Origin of the sequence: Roseomonas fluvialis, assembly GCF_022846615.1 — a bacterium.
GTDB classification, from domain to species: Bacteria; Pseudomonadota; Alphaproteobacteria; order Acetobacterales; family Acetobacteraceae; genus Neoroseomonas; species Neoroseomonas fluvialis.
In genome coordinates this window covers 2,424,431-2,443,938 of record NZ_AP025637.1, presented here as the reverse complement: position 1 = coordinate 2,443,938, position 19,508 = coordinate 2,424,431, and the positions used below count along the sequence as shown (strand labels likewise).

Below are 19,508 nucleotides of genomic sequence, written 5' to 3'. Positions count from 1 at the left end.
CGGATGGAGATGCTGGTCTCGACCGAATGGCTTGCAGCGGAGCTCGGCAACCCGGACCTGGTGGTGTTCGACTGCTCGACCTTCCTGCCCAACGAACCCGGCAACAAGCACGACGCCTTCCGCGCGGCGCGGATTCCCGGCGCGCGGCTGTTCGACATCGACAAGATCGCCGATGACGAGACCGAGCTGCCGCACATGGTTCCCACGCCGGCGAAATTCGCGCGGATGGTCGGCGCGCTCGGCGTTTCGAACGCCACGCGCGTGGTGTTCTACGACCAGCACGGGCTGCGCGGTTCCCCGCGTGGGTGGTGGATGATGCGGTTGTTCGGCCACGACCAGGTGGCGGTGCTGGATGGCGGGCTGCCGGCCTGGATGAAGGACGGCCGACCGGTCGAGAGCGGCGAGGCCCCTACCCCCGCGCCCACGACTTTCGTGCCGGATTTCCGGGCCTCGATGCTCGCCGGAATCGGCGACGTGAAGCGCATCGTGGCCGATGGGTCCGCGCTGATCATCGACGCCCGCGCCAAGGGCCGCTTCGACGGCAGCGCAGCGGAACCGCGCGTGGGCCTGCCCTCCGGCCACATGCCCGGTGCGGCGAACGTGCCCGTGAGCGAGATGGCCGGCCCCGATGGCCGCGCGAAGGACCCCGCCACGCTGCGCGCCATCTTCGCCGCGGCGGGCGCCACCGGCGGCAAGCCTGTGGTGACGTCGTGCGGGTCGGGTGTCACGGCCTGCGTGCTGGCCTTCGGCATGGTGCGTGCTGGGCTCCCCGAACCTGCCGTCTATGACGGATCCTGGACCGAATGGGCCTCGCGCCCGGAAACCATCAAGCAGAAGAGCGCCTGACCATGCCCGACGATCACGCCCCCAAGGCGACCCAGGGATTCGCCACCCGCATGTCCCATGCCGGGCGCGCCGGCACGCGCGCGCATGGCTTCGTGAACCCGCCGGTGCATCGCGGATCGACGGTGCTGATGCCCTCCGCCCAGGCGCGGCGGGACTTCGCGAAGGACCGCTTCAACCGCGTGATGACCTATGGCACCGCGGGCGGGCCGACGCATTACGCCCTTGAGGACGTGATCTGCGAGATCGAGGGTGGCACCCGCTGTGTGCTGGTCGGCACCGGGCTGGCCGCGGTGACGGTGCCGCTGATGGCGTATCTCAAGACGGGCGATCATTGCCTGATGCCCGACAGCGTCTATGGCCCGGCGCGCAACATCGCGAACGGGCTGCTCGCGCAATACGGCGTCGCGACAACCTTCTACGATCCCACCATCGGCGAGGCCGAGGTCGCCGCGCTGATCCAGCCGAACACCAAGGTCGTCTATACCGAGAGCCCCGGCAGCCACACCTTCGAACTGCAGGACATCCCGGCGATTGCGCGCGCGGCCCATGCGCGCGGCTGCACCGTGATGATGGACAACACGTGGGGCATCCACAATTTCATGCCGTTCGAGCACGGCGTGGATGTGTCGATCCAGGCGCTGACCAAGTATGTCGGCGGGCATTCCGACGTGCTGCTCGGGTCGATCACCACGAACACCGAGGAAGACTACCTCAAGGTGCGCACCGCGGCGTCGCAGATGGGGCATTTCGCCGCACCCGATGATTGCTGGCTGGCGCTGCGCGGAGCGCGCACCATGCCGGTGCGCCTGAAGCACCAGGAGCAGAGCGCGCTGACCGTGGCGCGCTGGTTCGAGAACCGGCCCGAAGTGCAACGCGTGCTGCATCCGGGCCTGCCGTCGCATCCGCAGCATGCGCTGTTCACACGGGACTTCCGCGGGTCGTGCTCGCTGTTCGGCGTCGTGCTGCAGCCGGCCTATACCGAAGCGGACATGTTCCGGCTGATCGACAGCCTGAAGCTGTTCGGCATCGGGGCGTCCTGGGGCGGATACGAGAGCCTGGCACTGCCCACCACCGGCTTCATCACGCGCACCGCCACCAGCGAGGATCTCGGTGGCCAGACCATGCGGATCCATATCGGGCTCGAGGACGTGGCGGACCTGATCGCGGACCTCGAGCAGGGCATGGCGACGCTGCCGCGCTGACGGATGGTGGCCGCGCCCGGCGTCATCATCCGGCCGGCCACCGCGGCCGACGCGCCCGGCATGTCGCGCGTGCTGCGCGACATCGTCGCCTGGAACGGGCGGGCGCGCGAGACCGGGCCGGAGCACGTGCTCGCCACCTATGTCCGCCATCCGTCGGGGCTGCTCTGTTCTGTCGCCTGCGAGGCGGACGGGGCGGTGCTCGGCTTCCAGTCCATGCTGTCGGCCGCGGCGGACAATGCGTATGGCACGCCGGAAGGCTGGGGGATCATCGGCACGCATATCGCGCCCGGCGCGCATGGGCGCGGCATCGGGCGCGCGCTATTCGCGGCGAGCCTGGACGCGGCGCAGCAGGCCAGCCTCACGCGCATCGAGGCGCTGATCGCCGCGGACAATAACGGCGCGCAAGCCTTCTACGAGAGCCTCGGCTTCCGCACGCGGGTCGCGGATGCGGATTATCTGCGCAAGGTCTTCGTCGTCGCGCCGCGCTGAGTCTGATTGTCACGCGCGGCACCGGCCCGCGCTTCGCGAGTGCGCCAAAGGACGCACTCCCAAACACGCACCGAGCCAGGCGCCTCCCGGAGCCCCCGCGCTGCGCGCTACTGCGACGTGGTGCTGCGGTGCTGCCGCTCGCCCTGCTGCACCCCGCGCTGGTAGGCGGCGTTGAGTTGCGCCTGGCGGCGTTCGGCGGCCTGGCGCTCGGCGATCTCGTGCTGGTTCCACAGGTAGCCGCCGACCACGCCCACGCCGGCACCGATCAGCGCGCCCATGCCGGCACTCGCGGTGAAGGACCCGATCGCCGCCCCAGCCAGCGCGCCGCCCGCGCCACCCAGCAGCACGTCGCGCCCGCCCGCGGTCATTTGGTCGCCTCCGGCGCAACCGCCGAGCCCGAGCGCCAGCGCGGCGACGGGAAGAATGATGATCCTGCGCATCTGCGCTCTCCCTCTCAGCGGGATGCCGGCCGGCGCGTGGGCGCGGCCGGGCACGGGTAGGTGGCGATGAACCAGCGCGCGACGCCGTCCACCGCGAGTTCGCCGCCCGCCTGCGGGTTGGCGCGCGCCCAGGCGGCAAAGGCGGCGGCCGCCTGCTCGCCGCTCGGAGCCGGGTCTGGCACGCAGAACAGCGGGCGGTGGCGCGTGCCGGGCTGGGTCATTGCCGCGTGGTATTGTGCGAAGCCGGCCAGGAAGCCGCGGCAGAGGCCGCTGGCATGGGCGAAGGATGGGTCGCCCGCGGGCACCGCACACAGCGTGCCGAGTTCCGCGACCGTGGCGGTGTGGGACCCGCGGTTGGCGGCGGCGCTCCCCTGCGCCGCGGCGGGCCCGGCGGCGAGCAGCGCCAGGGCCAGCAGGTGGGGGATTTTCATGCGGCGGCTCTCCTCATGCGCGGGCGTGTCGCACGCCCGTGTCGACGTCCGGTCCCGACTCGCCAGCGCCATGGAGAGCATCGGCGCGTCGCCGCGCAGTCGCAAGGCAGGCGTGGGCGCTGCGCGCAGCGGCGGGGCGGCCGCAACCGCGCCGGCGGTGGCTAGGCGGCGGGCACCGCCTTGCCTGGTACGCGGCGCGTGGCCGCCCCGGCGCCGTTGGCTCAGCGCCGGCCGCGGTCGATCGCGTAACCGCTGACGCCGCCGACGCCGGCGCCGATCAGCGCGCCCCAGCCGGCATTGCCCGACAGCGAGCCGATCGCGGCGCCGCCCAGCGCACCGATGCCCGCACCGGTGGCGGTGGCACGCTGGCTGTCCGACATGCCGGCGCAGCCCGTCAGGCCGATCCCGCCGGCGAGCAGCACCACGAGGCGAAGGGACTTGATGGTGGTCATGGCGTTCTCCTTCGGCTCAACGGCGGCGCGCGGGGGCTGCGGGGGCGGCGCAGGGGTAGCTGGCGGCGGCGAAGCGCAGGACGCCCTCGGCCGCGCGCACGCCGGCAAATTGCTGGTTCGCCGCAACCCAGGAAACAAAGGCCGCCGAGACCGTCTCGATCGCCGGCGACGGGTCGGGCAGGCAGAAGACCGGGCGCGCAGCGTCGCGGCCCGTGGTGTAGATCGCGTGCGTCTGGCCGATCGCGACCAGCGTGGCGTAGCAGGCCGCGCGCGAGGCCGGCGCATTGGCATCATTCGCCGCCGGGCCGCAGGCGCGTGCGAGGTCCGCCGTGGTGAAGGCGGGCGCCGCCGCCGGCGTGGTCTGTGCCATGGCCGGAGCGGCGGCGCAGGCCACGGCCAGCGCAATGGCGGGGATGATGGATCGGAAGATCATGACGGCCTTTTTCCTCCTGCGCCGCGTCGCGATGGCGCGGCTCTGACGTGAGTCCCGTGTCCCGAGTGCGAAAGCGCTGCGGCCTTCGTTCTCGCGCCACGAGCGGTAGTCCCTGGTGGCCTGCGTGTTCGCTGCCTGGTGCAGCGGACGTCGCGGGCTCGACAGTAGTGTGTTTCGCCGCCGCGCGGGAATGGCCCTGCGGCGCATGAGCAAACCGCGCCGCCCCGCCGCGGGGAAGGGCGGACCGCCACCGCGGCACGCCACTGCGACAGGCGCTACGGTGCTGGGACGCAGGGCCAATTCAGGCGGCGGCGCAGCGCGCGCATTTGCCCTCGATTTCCACCGTCGCGACCGCCAGCACGAAGCCGGCCCGCCGCGCCGCCGATTCGATGGCGTGCGAGACGGCGTGGTCGGCGATCTCGGCGGTCGCACCGCAGGTGCCGCAGATCAGGAACTGATGCGGGTGGCCGTGATCGTGCGCATGGCCGTGCCCCGCGTCGGCGCAGCCGATGAACGCGTTCAGCCGCTCGACCTTGTGGATCAGGCCGTGCTCCAGCAGGAAATCCAGCGCGCGATATACCGTGGGCGGCGCCGCCCCCGGGCGGTCCGCCTTGAGCCGGTCGAGCAGAGCATAGGCGCCGACCGGGGCCTCCGACTGCAGCACGAGGTCGAGCACCTGGCGGCGCAGCGGGGTCAGTTGCGCGCCGCGGCGCAGGCAGGCCTGCTCGGCTTCCTTCAGGGCGCGTTCGCGTGCCGCAGCATCCGGCATGGTGTGATCCTCGCCTCGGGTCCCGGGTATATTGTATCATCTGGCGATGACAACGACCGACGCCACCGCCCGCTTCCTTGCCGCGCTCCGCTTCGATGCCGCCGGCCTCGTGCCCTGCATCGCACAACAGCACGATACCGGCGAGGTGCTGATGATGGCCTGGATGAACGCCGAGGCGGTGGCCGAGACACTCGCCACCGGGCGCGTCTGCTACTGGTCGCGGTCGCGGGGCGCGCTGTGGCGCAAGGGCGAGAGCTCGGGCCAGGTGCAGCGCCTGGTCGACCTCAGGATCGATTGCGACGGCGATACGCTGCTGGCGCTGGTGGACCAGACCGGGGTCGCCTGCCACACGGGTCGGCGCAACTGCTTCTTCCAGGCGCTGCGCGACGACGCGCTGGTCGAGATCAGCCAGCCGCTGGTGGATCCGAAAGCGCTCTACGGCGCATGAGGGTTCCGGTCACGGTGCTGACCGGCTTCTTGGGGGCGGGCAAGACGACGCTGCTGAACCGGCTGCTGCGCACGCCGGACTTCGCCGGGGCCGCGGTGCTGGTGAACGAATTCGGCGAGATCGGCATCGACCACCTGCTGGTGGAGCGCCTGACCGAGGAGGTCGCGCTGCTCGAAGGCGGCTGCCTGTGCTGTATGGTGCGCGGCGACCTGGTGCGCGCGCTCGAGGATCTCGCGGCACGGATCGCGGCGGGCACGCCGGTGCGGCGCGTGGTGATCGAGACCACCGGCCTGGCCGACCCCGCGCCGATCCTGCAGACGCTGATGACCGACCGGCGCGTGCTGCGCGGCTTCGCGCTTGATGGCGTGGCGACGCTGGTGGACGCGGTGGCGGGTGCCGCGACGCTCGATGCGCAGAGCGAGGCGATGGCGCAGGTCGCGGTCGCCGACTGGCTGGTGCTGACCAAGACTGACATCGCCGCACCCGGCGTCGCGGCAGCGCTGACGGCGCGGCTGCGGGCATTGAACCCCGGCGCACCGCTGTTCGAGGCCGCGAGCGTGCCGGCCGCAGCACTGCTGGACGCCGCGAACATCTCGGCCGGCGGCCGCGCAGTGGCGGTTGCGGCACAGCCCGCGCCGCAGGCAGGCCGGCATGACCGGTCGATCGAGTCCTTCACGCTGACCTTCGATGCGCCGCTGCCCTGGCAGGGCGTTTCGGCTTGGCTCGGGATGCTGGCGCTGACGCGCGGCGAGAGCCTGCTGCGGGTCAAGGGGCTGCTGAACATCGCGGGTGAGGACAGCCCCGTGGTCGTGCATGGCGTGCAGCACGTGTTCCATCCACCCGCCATGCTGGCAGCCTGGCCCCAGGGCCACGACCGCAAGTCACGGCTGGTCTTCGTGCTGCGCAACCTGCCGCGGGAGGTGGTGGAACAGGGCCTGTCCGCCTTCATCGCCGCAACCGATGAAAAAACGATCATGGAGGTTCGGTGACGATTGCGTGGCTACCATTTTGAAGCCGCGCTGCGATAGGCTGCGCGAACTCTCGGGAGGTTTGGATGCACGCAGCAAAGGTCACCCGCGCATTGTCTGTTCTCGCGGGTGTCTTCGTGGTCACGCTGGCGGCGGCGCCGGCGATGGCGCAGCCGGCCTCACGCACACCGTTCCGCGACTGCCCGGATTGCCCCGAGATGGTCATGCTGCCCGGCGGGACCTTCAGCATGGGCGTGCCGGCCATCGAGGAGGAGCGCGAGGGCGTCCCGGCCGATGTGCGCGGGCGGTCCTCGCCGCAGATGCGCGTGGTGATCGCGCCGGGCCTCGCGATGGGGGCGCGCGCCATCTCGCGCGGGGAATTTGCCGCCTATGTCGCCGAGACCGGCTTCGAGCCCGGCACCGGCTGCTGGACCTTCGTGAACAACGGCGCCTCCTACGAATACCTGGAGCAGCCCGGGCTGTCCTGGCGCGACCCGGGCTTCCCGCAGACCGACGATCACCCGGTGGTGTGCGTCACCTGGGAGGACGCGAACAACTACGCCGCCTGGCTGTCGCGCAAGGCGGGCCGGCGCTACCGCCTGCCCAGCGAGGCCGAATGGGAATTCGCCGCACGCGCGGGCACCAGCAGCGCGCGCTTCTGGGGCGACAGCAACACCATCGCCTGCCAGTTCGGCAATGTCGCGGACCTGACCCTGGCCAGCGCGCTGAACCTGGACCGCCGTCCGGCCTTCACCTTCCGCTGCACCGACAACTTCGTCTACACCGCGCCGGGCGGCAGTTTCCGGCCGAACGCCTTCGGGCTCTACGACATGCTCGGCAATGTCTGGCAATGGGCGCAGGACTGCTTGAACCCGTCGCTGGAGGGCCAGCCGGCGAACGGCACGGCGCGGCTGACCGGGGATTGCTCGACGCGCGCGATGCGCGGCGGGTCCTGGAGCCACCTGCCCTGGTATGTGCGCGCCGGCAACCGGGTGCGCGGCGGGGCGACCGACCGCTTTTCCTTCGCCGGCTTCCGCCTGGTGCGCGACCGGTAGCAGGCCCCCTTCCCGCCCGGGGCGCGGCCCCGTATGCATCGCGCCATGGCTGACGGATTGCGCTTCGAGACCCTGCAGGGCGACGCGCTGCGTGCCTGGCTGCCGCGCCTGGCGGGGCTGCGCATCGCGGTGTTTCGCGACTGGCCGTACCTCTATGCCGGCGAGGCCGGCTACGAGGAAGGCTACCTCGCGGCCTATGCCGCGAGCCCGGGCGCCGCGGTCGTCGCGGCGATCGAGGGCGATCGCGCGGTGGGCTGCGCCACCTGCCAGCCGATGCGTGAATCGGCGCCGCGCGTGCAGGCGGCGTTCAGCGGGCGCGGCATCGACCCCACGCGCTTCTGCTATTTCGGCGAGAGCGTGCTGCTGCGTGCATTTCGCGGCCAGGGTGCGGGCGTGCGCTTCTTTGCCGAACGCGAGGCGCATGCCCGATCGCTGGGCCTCGAGGCCACTGCCTTCTGCGCGGTGGTGCGCAACGCGAACGACCCGCGCAAGCCGCCAGGCTACGTGCCGCTGGATGCCTTCTGGGGCAAGCGCGGTTACCGGCGCCGCGCCGACATCTCCGTCGTGTTCGACTGGAAGGAAGTCGGCGACGATCGCGAAACGCCGCATACGCTCGGCTTCTGGGTGAAGGACCCGCTGTGAGCGCGCCGCTGCGCCTGGGGCTGCTGCAATACGGTGTGGGGCGGCCCGCATCCGTCGCGGCATTCGCGCGCGCGCTGGAGGCGCGGATCGAGGCCGGGCGCGCCGGGGCCGACCTGCTGGTGCTGCCGGAATATGCCTGCGTGGAACTCGGCACCACGCTGGCCGGCGCGGATGGCGCCGACGAGGCGGGCGAACTGGCCGCCATGGTCGCCGCCGCGCCTGACATCCTGGCGGCGATGCGCGCGGCGGCGATGCGCGCCGGCATTTGGCTGCTGCCAGGGAGCCTGCCGATGCGGCGCGAGGATGGCGCGGTGATCAACCGCGCGCCGCTGATCTCCCCGGATGGCCGCCTGGCCTTCCAGGACAAGCGCGCCATGACGCGCTTCGAGGCCGAGCGCTGGGGCGTTTCGCGCGGCGCCGATCCCTGCGTGTTCGACACGCCCTGGGGGCGGATCGGCATTTCCATCTGCTACGACGTGGAATTCCCCAAGCATGTGCGCGTGCAGGTCGAGGCCGGCGCCTGGCTGGTGCTCGCCCCGTCCTGCACCGACACGCCGCATGGCTTCAATCGCGTCGCGATCGGCGCGGCCGCACGGGCGATGGAGAACCAGTGCTACGTCGCAATCACGCCGACGGTCGGCGACGCACCGTGGTCGGCGGCGCTGGACGTGAACCGCGGCCATGCGGCGGTCTTCGGGCCGGTCGATCGCGGCTTTCCCGAGGATGGCGTGCTGGCACGGGGCACGCCCGATATCGAGCAATGGGTGTTCTGCGAGCTCGACCCCGCGCGGATCGGTCGCGTGCGCGAGGATGGCCAGGTGCGCAACCATCGCGACTGGCCGCGCATGCCCTTCGCACGGCCGGTGCCGGCGGTCTTCACATGACGCTGGTCTATATCGTGGCCGGCGAGGCCTCGGGCGACGTGCTGGGAGCGCGGCTGGTCGCGGCCCTGCGGGCGAAGCGGCCGGACCTGGATTTCGCCGGCATCGGCGGCCCGCGCATGGCCGAGCAGGGCGTGGCGAGCCTGTTCGACTATCGCGAATTGGCGCTGATGGGGCTGCTGGAAGTGCTGCCCAAGATCTTCCGGCTGAAGCGCCTGCTGGCCGATGCGGCGGCCGATATCGCGACGCGTCGTCCGGCGGTGGTGGTGACCATCGACAGCCCTGGCTTCACGCTGCGCCTGGCGGAGATGGTGCGGCCCTTCGGCCAGCCGGTGGTGCACTACGTCGCGCCGCAGGTCTGGGCCTGGCGGCCGGGGCGCGTGTTCAAGCTGAAGCGCAAGGTGGACCGTATCCTGTGCCTATTGCCCTTCGAGCCGATCTTCTTCGAGGCCGCCGGCATTCCCGTGACCTTCGTGGGCCATCCGGTGCTGGAGAGCGGCGCGGATGCGGGCGACGCCGCGGCCTTCCGCGCGCGGCACGCGCTGGCCGAGGGCGACCGCCCCGTCATCGTGATGCCCGGCAGCCGGCGCATGGAGGTGAGCCGCCTGCTGCCGGTATTCGGCGCCGGGTTGCACTTGGCCGCCCAGCGCATGCCGGGGCTGCGCCCGGTGGTGGCGGTGGGGCCGATCGTAGCCGATGCGGTACGTGCCGGCGTCGCCGACTGGCCCGGCGCGCCGATCCTTGTGGATGGGCTGGCCGACAAGCACGACGCCTTCGCCGCCGTCGCGCAATCGGGCGGGGCCGGATTGATCAAGTCCGGCACCTCGTCGCTCGAGATGGCGGTGGCGGGCATTCCGCATGTCGTGGCGTATCGCGTGAACCCCATCACGGCGGCGATCGTGCGACGGCTGGTAAAGGTGCCGCATGCGTCGCTCGTGAACCTGCTGGCGGAGCGCGAGGTGGTGCCGGAACGCATCCAGGACGACTGCACGCCCGAGGCACTGGCCGAGGCGCTGCTGCGCCCGATGCTGGACCCGCAAGCCGCGGCGATGCAGCGCGCGGGCTTTGCCGAGGCGCTGGCGAAGCTGCGCGCGCCGGAGGGGCTGCCCTCGGTCGCAGCGGCGGAGGCCGTGCTGGGGACGCTCGGGTAGAGCCGCCCCCCGACCAGATGGATTCATCCGATCTGGTGCGGATGTTCGCGCATACACGGGGTTCGCGGCGTTGCCGCAGGCGGGCACGTCGCTAGCTGTCGCGGCGGCGCCGCAGCGCCAGGTCCAGCATCAGCAGCAGCGTTGTGAACAGCACGAGCAGCACCGCGACCGCGGCCATCGCGGGGTCGAGGTTTTCGTTGATGCCATCCCAGATGCGGCGCGGCAGCGTGAACACGTCGCGCGAGGCGATGAAGAGCACCATCACCAGCTCGTCCCAGGAATGGATGAAGGCAAAGATGGCGCCGGAGAAGATGCCCGGCGCGATGCGCGGCAGGATCACCCAGCGCAGCGTCTGCGCCAGCGACGCCCCCATGCCGCGGGCCGCCTGTTCGAGGCGTGGATCGAAGGCGGCGAGCGCCGTCGAGACGGTGATGACCACATAGGGAATGCCGGTGACGCCGTGCGCGATCACCACGCCGGCGAAGCGGTCGAGCAACCCGAGCGGGCCGAAATAGCGATACAGCCCGATGGCATAGACGATGGACGGGATGATCAGCGGCAGCAGCATCAGCACGCGCACGAGTTCCGTTGCGCGGCGGGAGATCCGCCAGCAGCCGATGGCGCAAAGCGTGCCGGCCACGACGGACAGCACCGTCGCAAAGACCGCGATCACGAAGGACTGCCAGATCGACCCGAGCCATTCCGGCGAGGTCAGCACCGTCGCAAAATGCCGGAAGGAAATGCCGTCCTGCGGCAGCGACAGGAAGCGCTGGTCGGTCAGTGCCACCGGCAGCACGATGAGGATCGGCAGCACCAGGTAGAGCGCCGTGGCCCAGGCGAGGCCGCGCGCGGTGCGTCCGGGCGGGTGGATGCCGTCCATCGCCTCAGGCCCCGGAGCCGAAGATGCGCCGCAGATCTACGATCCGCGAGAAGACCGCGAGCGTGACCAGGATCGCGATGATCAGCATGGTGGCCATCATGGTGCCGAGGCCCCAGCGGATCAGGTCGAGGATCTGCAGGCTGATCCACTCCGCCACCATCAGCGTCTTGCCGCCGCCGAGGATGGCGGGGGTGATGTAGAAGCCGAGCGAGAAAATGAAGACCAGCACCGCGGCAGCGATCACGCCGGGCATCGACAGCGGCAGGAAGACGCTGCGGAACACCTGCGCGCGCGAGGCACCGAGGCCGCGCGCGGCGGCGAGCAGCCGCGGGTCGATCTCGCGCATCGAGGCCAGCATCGGCAGCACCGCGAAGGGCACCATGTAGTGCACCATGCCGACGATGATGCCGAATTCATTCCACACCAGCGGCAGCGGCTCGGTGATGACGCCGGCATTCATCAGCGTATTGTTGACCAGCCCTTGCCGGCGCAGCAGCGTGACCCACGCGAAGGCGCGCACCAGCACGCTGATCCACAGCGGCACCAGCACTGCCATGATCCACCAGCCCCGTGCGCGCGGCGAAGCGAGCGTGATGGCATGGGCGATCGCATAGCCCAGCAGCAGCGCCAACACCGTGGTGATCAGGCAGATGCGCAGCGTGGTCAGGATGACACGCTGCACGGATTCCGAGGTGAAGATGCGTTCGTAGTTGCCCAGGCCTGGTTCCGGTTCGGTCACGCTGATAGCGAGCACCTGCAGGATGGGTGCGACATAGAAGACCAGCAGCAGCAGCAGCGCGGGCAGGATCAGCAGCCACCAGCCCAGCGCGGGCCGACCGGCGGCGGTCATGGCGCGTCGTCCTCGACCGGCACGGCGGCGTCGGCGGACCAGCCGAGGCGTACCGGCAGCCCTTCCGATGGCGCGAAGGCGGCCTGCCAGGCCGGCAGCGTGGCGCGGAGTTCGCCCAGGGTATCGGTCTCGACCCGCAGCGCGAAGCCGGCGCCGAGGTAGGACCAGGCGAGGATGCGCCCGTCCACCGCATTGTCCGCGGTGTCGCCATCGGCCAGCAGCGCGATCTTCTCCGGCCGCAGCGAGAGCAGCCGGCGCGTGCCTTCCGGCGCCGTCTGGCCACGCACACCGATGCGGGCTGCCCCGGCGGCCAGCACGAATCCGTCGGCATCCGACGCCGCGACGGTGCCTTCGATGAAGTTCGACTTGCCGAGAAAGTCCGCCACGAAGCGTGTGCGCGGGCGCTCATAGAGTTCCCCCGGCGCGCCCGCCTGGATCAGCTTGCCGTGGTTGAGGATGGCGATCCGGTCGGACAGGGAGAGCGCTTCCTCCTGGTCGTGCGTGACGTTGATGAAAGTGCGCCCGACCCGGCGATGCAGCGCCTTCAGCTCCTCCTGCAGTTCAGCCCGCAGCTTCTTGTCGAGGGCCGAGAGCGGCTCGTCCAGCAGAAGCAGGTTCGGGTCGAACACCAGCGCGCGGGCCAGCGCGACGCGCTGCTGCTGCCCGCCGGAGAGCTGCTTCGGCAGCCTCTCCGCGAAGCCCGAAAGTTGCACCAGATCCAGCGCCGCCCGCACCTTCGAATCGCGATCTGCACGCGACATCCCGCGCACGCGCAGCGGAAAGGCGACGTTGTCGGCGACGGTCATGTGCGGGAACAGCGCATAGCCCTGGAAGACCATGCCGAAGTTGCGCTTCTCCGGCGGCAGCGGCGTGATCTCGCGCCCGTCCAGCAGGATCGAGCCTGCCGTGGGTGCGACGAAGCCCGCCACCGCCATCAGGATCGTGGTCTTGCCCGACCCCGATGGGCCGAGCAGCGTCAGGAACTCCCCCCGCCCCACATCCAGCGAGACATCATCGACCGCGGTAAAGCTGCCGTAGCGCTTGGTCAGCCCAAGCAGGCCGAGCGCGTGGCCGGCGGCAGCACTCACGCGACGTAGTCCGGCTGCTCGCGGTCCAGTTTCCGGCGCAGCGCCTGCCAGGGCAGCCAGCCCTTGGTCGGGCCGGTGCCGAATTGCTCGCGCGCGCGACGCACCACGGGCGCCGGCGGCACGGCCAGCGGCGCGCCGGATGACTGTGCGGCCAATTGGATGCGGCAGGCCTGTTCCAGGTAGTACATCCAGTAGAAGGCCTCGGCGACCGTGCGCCCCACCGTGAGCAGCCCGTGGTGGCGCAGGATCATGCAGGGGCGATCGCCGAGGTCCTGCACCAGCCGGTCGCGCTCATCCAGGTTGTCGTCGGCGGCGATGCCTTCGTAGTCGTGCAGCGCAACGCGGCCGTCGAATTCCATGCTCATCTGGTTGAGCGGCAGCAGCGCGCCGGTCTGCGCCGCCACCGCCATCCCAGCTAGAGTGTGCGTGTGCATGACGCACATCGCGTCGTCGCGCGCGCGATGCACGGCGGAATGGATGACGAAGCCGGCGGGGTTCACCGGCCAGTCGGTCGGCTGCGCCGGTTCGCCATCGGCATCGACGACGACCAGCGACGACGCGGTGATCTCCTCGAACAGCAGGCCGTAGGGGTTCACCAGGAAGCGGTGCCCTTCGCCCGGCAGGCGCGCGGAGAGATGCGTGAAGACCAGGTCGGTCATGCCGAAATGGGCGACCAGGCGGTAGGCGGCGGCGAGGTCCTCGCGCACCTCGCGCTCGGTCGGCACACGGTTCGGATTAGGCTTCGCGGGCGGTGGTGGCAGCGGCATCAGTAGCCTCGCTCGGGGTCGTAGACATTGGGCGGCGCCTCGCCGCGTTCGATACGCGCGATGCAGTCAGCGACATAGCGCGCACGCTCCAGCCTGCTGGGCAGCGAGCCGACATGGGGCGTGACGGTAATGCGTGGGTGCGACCAGGCAGGGCTGCCGGGCGGCAGTGGCTCCGGGTCGAACACGTCGAGCACCGCGCCGGAGAGCTGCCCGCTATCCAGCGCGTCGATGATGTCGGGCAGCACCTGCTGCACGCCGCGGCCGACCTGCACCAGGCCCGCACCGCGCGGCAACTGCGCGAGCAGCGGGGCGGCAATGAGGCCGGTGGTCTCCGGCGTCGCCGGCAGCAGGCAGACCAGAACCCCGCTGCGCGCCAGGAATGCCGGGAGGTCGGCGACGCCGGCGAAGGTTTCGACGCCCGGAACGTCCTTGCGCGTACGTGACCAGCCGACCACGGGAATGCCCAAGCCCAGCAGCATCTGCGCGCTGCGCAGGCCCATCGCCCCCAGGCCCATGATGCCCACGGTCTGCGCGGACGCGGCGAAGGGTGGTTCGAACCAGTCCCATTCGGCGCGTGCCTGCGCCAGCGCCATGCGGCGCGCATCCTTGTTCAGCGACAGCACCGCCCAGCACACGAATTCGCCCATGCGCTGCGTCGCCTCAGGCGGCACGCAGCGCACCAGCGGCACGCCGCGCGGCAGATGCGGGTCGGCGACGATGCCATCCACCCCCGCGCCGGAGCCGAAGATCGCGCGCAGCTTCGGCAGGCGCGCCAGCCGCCCGGGTTCGGGGTCCCAGACCAGCGCATAGTCCACGCTGGCGGGGTCGAGCGATGGTTCATCCCACCAGCGCACCTGCAGTTGCGGCGCCACCGCGGCGAAGCACGCCTGCCATTCCGGCACGGCGCGCTCGCCGCCCGACTTCACGACCAGGATCACGGGGCTGGTTCAGCCTGTGACCATGTCGATGTAGTCGGCATTCACGCGGGCGTAGTTCTCGCCCCACCAGCGGCCATTCTGCGCCACTTGCAGCGCGGCATTGGCTGGTTCGGTCGGGTTGAAGCGCTTGAACTCCTCGGGCACCAGCGCGGCGGCGCGCGGATTGGTCGGGCCATTGCCGAGGAACTTCAGGAGCTCGACCTGCGGTTCGGCGTTTGCCAGCATGGAGGCGAGCAGGCGCTGCGCCATCTCGCCACCGGGATTGCCGCGCGGGATGACGAAGATGCCCGGCTGCAGGATCCCCTGGTTCCAGATGAACTTGAAGCGGCCGTTGCTCTCCTGCTCCAGCACCTTCGCACGGGTATGCCAGATCTGGCCCATCACCGCCTCGCCGGTGCGGATGAACTGTTCGGATTCCGCGCCACCGGTCCAGAAGACCAGGTTGCGGCGGATTTCGCGAACGCGGGCGAGCGATGCGCGCACGTCGAGCGGATAGAGATTCGCCATGTCCTTGCCGAGCGACATCTGCGCGGCATCGAGCGTGCCGGCGGCGTCGCGGCGCAGCAGGCGCGTGCCGGGGAATTTCTGCAGGTCCCAGAAATCCGCCCAGCCGGTCGGCGCGGTCGGGAATTTGCTGCTGTCGTAGACCAACACGTTCGAGAAAGAATACGGCGCCGCCCCGTGGTCGAGCGCGAAGGTCGGCCCGATCACGTTCTCCCGGTTGACGATGTTGTAGTCGATCCGGTTCAGCAGGTTCAGCCCGCCCAGCAGGAAGGACGAGGTGGCCGAGGAGTCGCACAGGTCCCAGGTGACGCGGCCGCTCTCGACCATCGAGCGGATGCGCCCGGCGGACGGGCCGGTGCTGTCCTGCACCACGGTCCAGCCGGGGTTCGCGGCGACGAAGGGCGCGCCGTAGTTGTTGCCGAAGCCCTGGTTGGCGATGCCGCCCCAGTTGACCATCACCAGCTGCCGTGCCGCCTGCGCCTGCGCGTCGTTGCCGGCAAAGACGGCGGCGCCGAGCGCGGCCAGGCCGGTGAGCAGCGTACGCCGGTCGACCTCGCCGCGCCGGTACTTGCGGTAGGCCAGGTCCACGCAATCCTGCTGGAAGCTTTGCATCACCGTCTCTCCTCATGGGTGGCGTAGCGGGCCGCTCGCGCCTGGGTTGAAAATCGCCCAAGGTGCAGCAGCACGGCGCGGCACCACTTGCGGTTGCCGCCGTGCCGGCGTGAACTCTCCCGAACAAATCTGACCATGGGCAGGCTGATCGGGCAATGACCTCCGCGCACGCGCTATTGGCGCCAGGCTTCAAGACCACGCCATGGTGGTGGGAGGCTGCCGAGCCACCCAAGCGCGACAGCGTGTTGCCCACCGATGTCGGCGTGGCGGTGGTGGGCGGCGGCTATGCCGGGATGTCGGCTGCGCTCACGCTGCGCCGGCTGGGGCATGACGTGGCGGTGATCGATGCGGAACGGATCGGCTGGGGCGCCTCCTCGCGCAATGGCGGCATGGTCTCGGGCGGGCTGAAGGTCGCTTCCGGCGCCCTGCAGAAGCTGCACGGGGCCGACCGCGCAAAGGCGATCGCCCAGGCCGCCGCGGCATCCTTCCCCTTCATCGAGGAGACGATCGCGCGCGAGGGGATCGACTGCGACTACGTTCGCTGCGGGCGCTTCGTGCCGGCCTGGACGCGCAAGCACTACGACGCGCTGGCCGCGCGAGCCGACTTCATCGCGGAAGTGACCGGCCTGCCCACCGCCATGCTGCCGAAGGAACGCCAGCACGAGGCGCTGGGCAGCGACCACTATCATGGCGGGATGCTGGCCGAGGCATCGGGCAGCCTGCATCCGGGCAAGTACGCGCGCGGGCTCGCGGCGGCGGCTGACCGCGCCGGTGCACGGCTGGTCGATGGCGTCCGCGTGAATGCAATCAAGCGCGACGGGACCGGCTTCCGCGTGGCGACCGATCGCGGGTCGCTGCGCGCCGGCGCGGTGCTGGTCGCGACCAACGGCTATTCGCGCGACGACAAGGGGCGGTCCGCCATGCCCTGGCTCGCGCGCCGCATGATCCCTGTGGGGTCCTACATCATCGCCACCGAGGAACTGCCGCACTACGCGATCGACAAGTTCTTCCCCGGGCGGCGCATGATCAGCGACACCAAGCGCGTGCTGAACTACTTCCGGCCGTCGCCCTACGGCAACCGCATCCTGTGGGGTGGGCGCGCGAGTTTCGGCCCCACCGACCCGGCCACCGCCGCACCGGTGCTGCACCGCTTCATGACCGCGGTGTTTCCGGAACTGAAGGACGTGCAGATCACTCACGCCTGGACCGGCAACGTCGCCTTCACCTTCGACTTCCTGCCGCATATCGGCGTGCAGGACGGCATGCACTACGCCGCCGGCTGCCAGGGGTCCGGGGTGGCCATGGCGACCTGGCTCGGCCATCGCGCCGCGCTCAAGATCGCAGGGGCCGAGAATGAGGCCTTCGCGCTCGATGGCCTGCGCTTCCCGACGCTCCCGCTGTACAATGGCAATCCGAACTGGTTCCTGCCACTGATCGGCGGCTGGTATCGCCTGCGCGACCATATCGACCGAGTGGCGGCATGAACGCCGATTTCGTTTTGCTCGACGGGCGCGTCGCCACGCTGGATGCGGCGGGCACCGAAGCGCAGGCGCTGGCGGCGCAGGGCGGACGCATCGTGGCGCTGGGCAGCAGCGACGCAATGCGCGCGCACATCGGCGCGGGCACGCGCGTGCTGAACGCGCAGGGCCGGCGCGTCATTCCCGGCGTCGTGGACAGTCACGCGCATCCGGATAGCTATGCCGTGCGGCTGCGCACGTGGACGCTGCTCTCGCCCGACCGCGTGCGCACGCGCGCCGAGGTATTGGCCACCATCAACCGCGTATGCATCGCGCTGCCGCCAGGCCGCTGGGGCGCCTTCTACCGGCTGAACGAACGCGCCTGCGGCGGTTATCCGACACTCGATGAACTGGATGCGGCGTCGGCCGGGCATCCGGTCTTCATCCTGCGCACGGACGGGCATCTGGGCCTGGCGAACCGCGCCGCCTTCGCCGCCTGCGACGTCCCGGCCGATGCGCCCGACCCGCCCTTCGGCGCCTTCGACCGCGACCCCGCCAGCGGCGCCTTTACCGGCCTGGTGCGCGAGACCGCGGCGCATGTCTTCCTGAATGCCATACATGGCGCGGACAGCGAGGCCGACATCGCGGACGGCATGGAGATGGTGCAGGACGAATGCCTGCGCCACGGCATCACATCCGTTGCGAATTCACTGACGCCGTCGAAGGCCATCCGCGCCTATCAGCAGATGCGCAGAGACGGGCGCTGGCGGATGCGCATGGGCATCATCGCGTCCGGGCGCGACGAACCGTTGATCCCGCATCTGATCGGTGCGGGCGTCCGGTCGGGCTTCGGAGACGACTGGCTGAGGTTGATCGGCGTGGAGTGGTGCCCGGACTGCTCCACCTCCGGCCGGACGGCGGCGTATTGGGAGCCCTATCGGGGTACGCCGGTGCCCGGCGAACCGGTGCCGAACACCGGGATGCTGCTGTATGACCGCGACGACCTCACGCAGCGTGCCACAGCCGCTCACAAGGCCGGGCTTCAGGTGATGATCGAGGGCGTCGGCGACCGCGGCATCGACTTCGCGCTGGATGTGATGGAGGCCGCGCTGGCCGCACACCCCGTGGCGGACCACCGGATGCGGGTGGAGCATTGCTGCTACGTGACGCCGCCGATCCTCGAGCGCCTCAAGCGCGGCGGCTTCGTCGATTCCTCAGCGACTGGCTTCATGGACGAACTGGGCGAGGCCTATGTCGCCAATCGCGGGCAGGACGCGATGCGCCACATGTGGCCGCATCGCAGCCTGATCGCCGCCGGCATTCCTGCACCTGGGCATTCGGATTTCGCGGTCTGTCGCGTGAACCCCTTCACCGCGATCGGCGCCATGGTCACGCGACGCAGCCAGACCGGCGCCGACCTCGATGCCGCCGAGGCCGTGACGCCCGTGCAGGCGTTGGCGGCCTACACCACGCTCGGCGCCTGGGCGCAGCGCGAGGAGCATGACAAGGGCAGCCTCGAGCCCGGCAAGCTGGCGGACCTGGCGGTGCTCGACACGGACATCCTGGCCTGCGATCCGTCCGCGATACGCGGCACGAAGGTGGTCGCGACCGTGGTCGGCGGTGTGCTGCGCCACGGAGGCTGACACCCCCTTCCCCGGGCAGGATGCGGGGTGCAACATCCGCCGCGTCACCGTGCGCCGAAAGGGTGCCCCGATGCGTCGTCTGCTGCTTGCGTGCCTCCTGTTCACCCCGCTGCCGGGCGCGACCCAAGGCCTGGTCAGCGAACGCAACATCAGCGCGTCACTGGCCGCCGAGGCTGTCGCGGCCGCGGTCGAAGCCTGCGCCGGGCGCGGCTTCCGCGTGAGTGCAGCGGTGGTCGATCGTTCGGGCGTGCTGCGAGCGCTGCTGCGCGCGGATGGCGCCGGGCCACATACGGTCGCGTCGGCTCGCGCCAAGGCCTACACGGCAGCGAGCATGCGCGCGAACACCACGCAGATCCTGGAGACGGTGCGCACCAACCCCGCCGCCGCGCGACTGCCGGACATCGAGGGGTTCTTGGTCGTGGGCGGGGGCATTGCGATCCGCGCGGGCGAGGAAGTGGTGGGCGCGATCGGCGTGGGCGGCGCACCGGGCGGACACCTGGACGACCAATGCGCCGAAGCCGGAATCGAGCGGATCCGCGACCGGTTGGGCTAAGCCCGGCTC

General features: G+C 70.6%; 23 protein-coding genes. 12 read left to right on the top strand and 11 right to left on the bottom strand.

All coding sequences use genetic code 11. The features are described 5' to 3' along the window. Positions 1 to 3 precede the first annotated feature (3 nt). Genes MWM08_RS11835 through MWM08_RS11825 form a run of 3 tightly spaced genes read left to right on the top strand, consistent with a single transcriptional unit; the run spans position 4 to position 2,537 of the window. Positions 4 to 846, top strand: a complete 843-nt coding sequence (locus MWM08_RS11835; protein WP_244459648.1) for a sulfurtransferase — start codon at positions 4 to 6, stop codon at positions 844 to 846. Positions 847 to 848: 2 nt separating this feature from the next. Beyond that, complete coding sequence (gene metC / locus MWM08_RS11830; protein ID WP_244459647.1) at positions 849 to 2,048, top strand: cystathionine beta-lyase; 1,200 nt, start codon at positions 849 to 851, stop codon at positions 2,046 to 2,048. Between the two features lie 3 nt (positions 2,049 to 2,051). Beyond that, positions 2,052 to 2,537 carry a GNAT family N-acetyltransferase gene (locus MWM08_RS11825; RefSeq protein WP_244459646.1) on the top strand — a complete coding sequence of 162 codons (486 nt, stop codon included), beginning with the start codon at positions 2,052 to 2,054 and terminating at the stop codon, positions 2,535 to 2,537. Positions 2,538 to 2,644: 107 nt separating this feature from the next. Here MWM08_RS11825 and MWM08_RS11820 read toward each other — a convergent pair whose 3' ends face one another. From MWM08_RS11820 to MWM08_RS11800, 5 genes are all read right to left on the bottom strand, one after another. Beyond that, positions 2,645 to 2,977, bottom strand: a complete 333-nt coding sequence (locus tag MWM08_RS11820; RefSeq protein ID WP_244459645.1) for a glycine zipper domain-containing protein — start codon at positions 2,975 to 2,977, stop codon at positions 2,645 to 2,647. Positions 2,978 to 2,991: 14 nt separating this feature from the next. Then, entirely contained in the window at positions 2,992 to 3,408 is a 417-nt protein-coding gene (locus MWM08_RS11815) for a Rap1a/Tai family immunity protein (RefSeq protein ID WP_244459644.1), read from the bottom strand. 221 nt (positions 3,409 to 3,629) lie between these two features. Further along, on the bottom strand, positions 3,630 to 3,860 hold the full coding sequence (locus MWM08_RS11810) for a glycine zipper family protein (protein ID WP_244459643.1): 231 nt from the start codon (positions 3,858 to 3,860) through the stop codon (positions 3,630 to 3,632). A gap of 16 nt (positions 3,861 to 3,876) precedes the next feature. Next, complete coding sequence (locus tag MWM08_RS11805; RefSeq protein WP_244459642.1) at positions 3,877 to 4,293, bottom strand: Rap1a/Tai family immunity protein; 417 nt, start codon at positions 4,291 to 4,293, stop codon at positions 3,877 to 3,879. 301 nt (positions 4,294 to 4,594) lie between these two features. Beyond that, complete coding sequence (locus tag MWM08_RS11800; protein WP_244459641.1) at positions 4,595 to 5,062, bottom strand: Fur family transcriptional regulator; 468 nt, start codon at positions 5,060 to 5,062, stop codon at positions 4,595 to 4,597. A gap of 46 nt (positions 5,063 to 5,108) precedes the next feature. Here MWM08_RS11800 and hisI point away from each other — a divergent pair, with 46 nt between their 5' ends. The 6 genes from hisI to lpxB all read left to right on the top strand — a co-directional run bounded on the left by hisI (position 5,109) and on the right by lpxB (position 10,207). Then, positions 5,109 to 5,510: a phosphoribosyl-AMP cyclohydrolase gene (gene hisI / locus MWM08_RS11795; RefSeq protein ID WP_244459640.1), complete on the top strand. Its 402-nt coding sequence runs from the start codon at positions 5,109 to 5,111 to the stop codon at positions 5,508 to 5,510. Next, positions 5,507 to 6,499, top strand: a complete 993-nt coding sequence (locus MWM08_RS11790) for a CobW family GTP-binding protein (RefSeq protein ID WP_244459639.1) — start codon at positions 5,507 to 5,509, stop codon at positions 6,497 to 6,499. Before hisI ends, MWM08_RS11790 begins: the two co-directional genes overlap by 4 nt. Positions 6,500 to 6,564: 65 nt before the next feature. Continuing rightward, a complete protein-coding gene (locus tag MWM08_RS11785; RefSeq protein WP_244459638.1) occupies positions 6,565 to 7,533 on the top strand; it encodes a formylglycine-generating enzyme family protein in 969 nt (322 codons plus the stop codon). Between the two features lie 45 nt (positions 7,534 to 7,578). Further along, positions 7,579 to 8,175 (top strand): GNAT family N-acetyltransferase, encoded by a 597-nt coding sequence (locus tag MWM08_RS11780; protein WP_244459637.1) that lies wholly within the window; start codon positions 7,579 to 7,581, stop codon positions 8,173 to 8,175. Continuing rightward, the gene (locus MWM08_RS11775) at positions 8,172 to 9,059 is read left to right on the top strand and encodes a carbon-nitrogen hydrolase family protein (protein WP_244459636.1); all 888 of its coding nucleotides are present in this window, start codon (positions 8,172 to 8,174) and stop codon (positions 9,057 to 9,059) included. Before MWM08_RS11780 ends, MWM08_RS11775 begins: the two co-directional genes overlap by 4 nt. Then, on the top strand, positions 9,056 to 10,207 hold the full coding sequence (gene lpxB, locus MWM08_RS11770) for a lipid-A-disaccharide synthase (protein ID WP_244459635.1): 1,152 nt from the start codon (positions 9,056 to 9,058) through the stop codon (positions 10,205 to 10,207). The genes MWM08_RS11775 and lpxB overlap by 4 nt, the downstream gene beginning before the upstream one ends. A 91-nt stretch (positions 10,208 to 10,298) precedes the next feature. Here lpxB and MWM08_RS11765 read toward each other — a convergent pair whose 3' ends face one another. Genes MWM08_RS11765 through MWM08_RS11740 form a run of 6 tightly spaced genes read right to left on the bottom strand, consistent with a single transcriptional unit; the run spans position 10,299 to position 15,846 of the window. Continuing rightward, positions 10,299 to 11,087 (bottom strand): ABC transporter permease, encoded by a 789-nt coding sequence (locus MWM08_RS11765; protein ID WP_244459634.1) that lies wholly within the window; start codon positions 11,085 to 11,087, stop codon positions 10,299 to 10,301. A gap of 4 nt (positions 11,088 to 11,091) precedes the next feature. Next, positions 11,092 to 11,937, bottom strand: coding sequence for an ABC transporter permease (locus tag MWM08_RS11760; RefSeq protein WP_244459633.1), 846 nt, complete (start codon positions 11,935 to 11,937; stop codon positions 11,092 to 11,094). Further along, positions 11,934 to 13,025 carry an ABC transporter ATP-binding protein gene (locus tag MWM08_RS11755; RefSeq protein ID WP_244459632.1) on the bottom strand — a complete coding sequence of 364 codons (1,092 nt, stop codon included), beginning with the start codon at positions 13,023 to 13,025 and terminating at the stop codon, positions 11,934 to 11,936. The genes MWM08_RS11760 and MWM08_RS11755 overlap by 4 nt, the downstream gene beginning before the upstream one ends. After that, positions 13,022 to 13,792, bottom strand: coding sequence for a class II aldolase/adducin family protein (locus MWM08_RS11750; RefSeq protein ID WP_244459631.1), 771 nt, complete (start codon positions 13,790 to 13,792; stop codon positions 13,022 to 13,024). The genes MWM08_RS11755 and MWM08_RS11750 overlap by 4 nt, the downstream gene beginning before the upstream one ends. After that, on the bottom strand, positions 13,792 to 14,730 hold the full coding sequence (locus MWM08_RS11745; protein WP_244459630.1) for a 2-hydroxyacid dehydrogenase: 939 nt from the start codon (positions 14,728 to 14,730) through the stop codon (positions 13,792 to 13,794). Before MWM08_RS11745 ends, MWM08_RS11750 begins: the two co-directional genes overlap by 1 nt. 9 nt (positions 14,731 to 14,739) lie before the next feature. Beyond that, a complete protein-coding gene (locus tag MWM08_RS11740) occupies positions 14,740 to 15,846 on the bottom strand; it encodes an extracellular solute-binding protein (protein WP_244459629.1) in 1,107 nt (368 codons plus the stop codon). Between the two features lie 155 nt (positions 15,847 to 16,001). Between MWM08_RS11740 and MWM08_RS11735 the strand changes: the two genes are divergently transcribed. The 3 genes from MWM08_RS11735 (at position 16,002) to MWM08_RS11725 (ending at position 19,499) form a co-directional block, all read left to right on the top strand. Beyond that, positions 16,002 to 17,330, top strand: coding sequence for an NAD(P)/FAD-dependent oxidoreductase (locus tag MWM08_RS11735; RefSeq protein WP_244459628.1), 1,329 nt, complete (start codon positions 16,002 to 16,004; stop codon positions 17,328 to 17,330). Then, positions 17,327 to 18,946, top strand: a complete 1,620-nt coding sequence (locus tag MWM08_RS11730; RefSeq protein WP_244459627.1) for an amidohydrolase — start codon at positions 17,327 to 17,329, stop codon at positions 18,944 to 18,946. Before MWM08_RS11735 ends, MWM08_RS11730 begins: the two co-directional genes overlap by 4 nt. 70 nt (positions 18,947 to 19,016) lie before the next feature. Next, a complete protein-coding gene (locus MWM08_RS11725) occupies positions 19,017 to 19,499 on the top strand; it encodes a GlcG/HbpS family heme-binding protein (RefSeq protein ID WP_244459626.1) in 483 nt (160 codons plus the stop codon). The last annotated feature ends 9 nt before the right edge of the window (positions 19,500 to 19,508 follow it).

Bases quoted from the DNA above. Each gene is read 5' to 3' on its own strand.
- MWM08_RS11835 (WP_244459648.1), top strand. From the start codon at position 4: ATGGAGATGCTGGTCTCGACCGAATGGCTTGCAGCGGAGCTCGGCAAC.
- metC (WP_244459647.1), top strand. From the start codon at position 849: ATGCCCGACGATCACGCCCCCAAGGCGACCCAGGGATTCGCCACCCGC.
- MWM08_RS11825 (WP_244459646.1), top strand. From the start codon at position 2,052: ATGGTGGCCGCGCCCGGCGTCATCATCCGGCCGGCCACCGCGGCCGAC.
- MWM08_RS11820 (WP_244459645.1), bottom strand. From the start codon at position 2,977: ATGCGCAGGATCATCATTCTTCCCGTCGCCGCGCTGGCGCTCGGGCTC.
- MWM08_RS11815 (WP_244459644.1), bottom strand. From the start codon at position 3,408: ATGAAAATCCCCCACCTGCTGGCCCTGGCGCTGCTCGCCGCCGGGCCC.
- MWM08_RS11810 (WP_244459643.1), bottom strand. From the start codon at position 3,860: ATGACCACCATCAAGTCCCTTCGCCTCGTGGTGCTGCTCGCCGGCGGG.
- MWM08_RS11805 (WP_244459642.1), bottom strand. From the start codon at position 4,293: ATGATCTTCCGATCCATCATCCCCGCCATTGCGCTGGCCGTGGCCTGC.
- MWM08_RS11800 (WP_244459641.1), bottom strand. From the start codon at position 5,062: ATGCCGGATGCTGCGGCACGCGAACGCGCCCTGAAGGAAGCCGAGCAG.
- hisI (WP_244459640.1), top strand. From the start codon at position 5,109: ATGACAACGACCGACGCCACCGCCCGCTTCCTTGCCGCGCTCCGCTTC.
- MWM08_RS11790 (WP_244459639.1), top strand. From the start codon at position 5,507: ATGAGGGTTCCGGTCACGGTGCTGACCGGCTTCTTGGGGGCGGGCAAG.
- MWM08_RS11785 (WP_244459638.1), top strand. From the start codon at position 6,565: ATGCACGCAGCAAAGGTCACCCGCGCATTGTCTGTTCTCGCGGGTGTC.
- MWM08_RS11780 (WP_244459637.1), top strand. From the start codon at position 7,579: ATGGCTGACGGATTGCGCTTCGAGACCCTGCAGGGCGACGCGCTGCGT.
- lpxB (WP_244459635.1), top strand. From the start codon at position 9,056: ATGACGCTGGTCTATATCGTGGCCGGCGAGGCCTCGGGCGACGTGCTG.
- MWM08_RS11765 (WP_244459634.1), bottom strand. From the start codon at position 11,087: ATGGACGGCATCCACCCGCCCGGACGCACCGCGCGCGGCCTCGCCTGG.
- MWM08_RS11760 (WP_244459633.1), bottom strand. From the start codon at position 11,937: ATGACCGCCGCCGGTCGGCCCGCGCTGGGCTGGTGGCTGCTGATCCTG.
- MWM08_RS11750 (WP_244459631.1), bottom strand. From the start codon at position 13,792: ATGCCGCTGCCACCACCGCCCGCGAAGCCTAATCCGAACCGTGTGCCG.
- MWM08_RS11740 (WP_244459629.1), bottom strand. From the start codon at position 15,846: ATGCAAAGCTTCCAGCAGGATTGCGTGGACCTGGCCTACCGCAAGTAC.
- MWM08_RS11735 (WP_244459628.1), top strand. From the start codon at position 16,002: ATGACCTCCGCGCACGCGCTATTGGCGCCAGGCTTCAAGACCACGCCA.
- MWM08_RS11730 (WP_244459627.1), top strand. From the start codon at position 17,327: ATGAACGCCGATTTCGTTTTGCTCGACGGGCGCGTCGCCACGCTGGAT.
- MWM08_RS11725 (WP_244459626.1), top strand. From the start codon at position 19,017: ATGCGTCGTCTGCTGCTTGCGTGCCTCCTGTTCACCCCGCTGCCGGGC.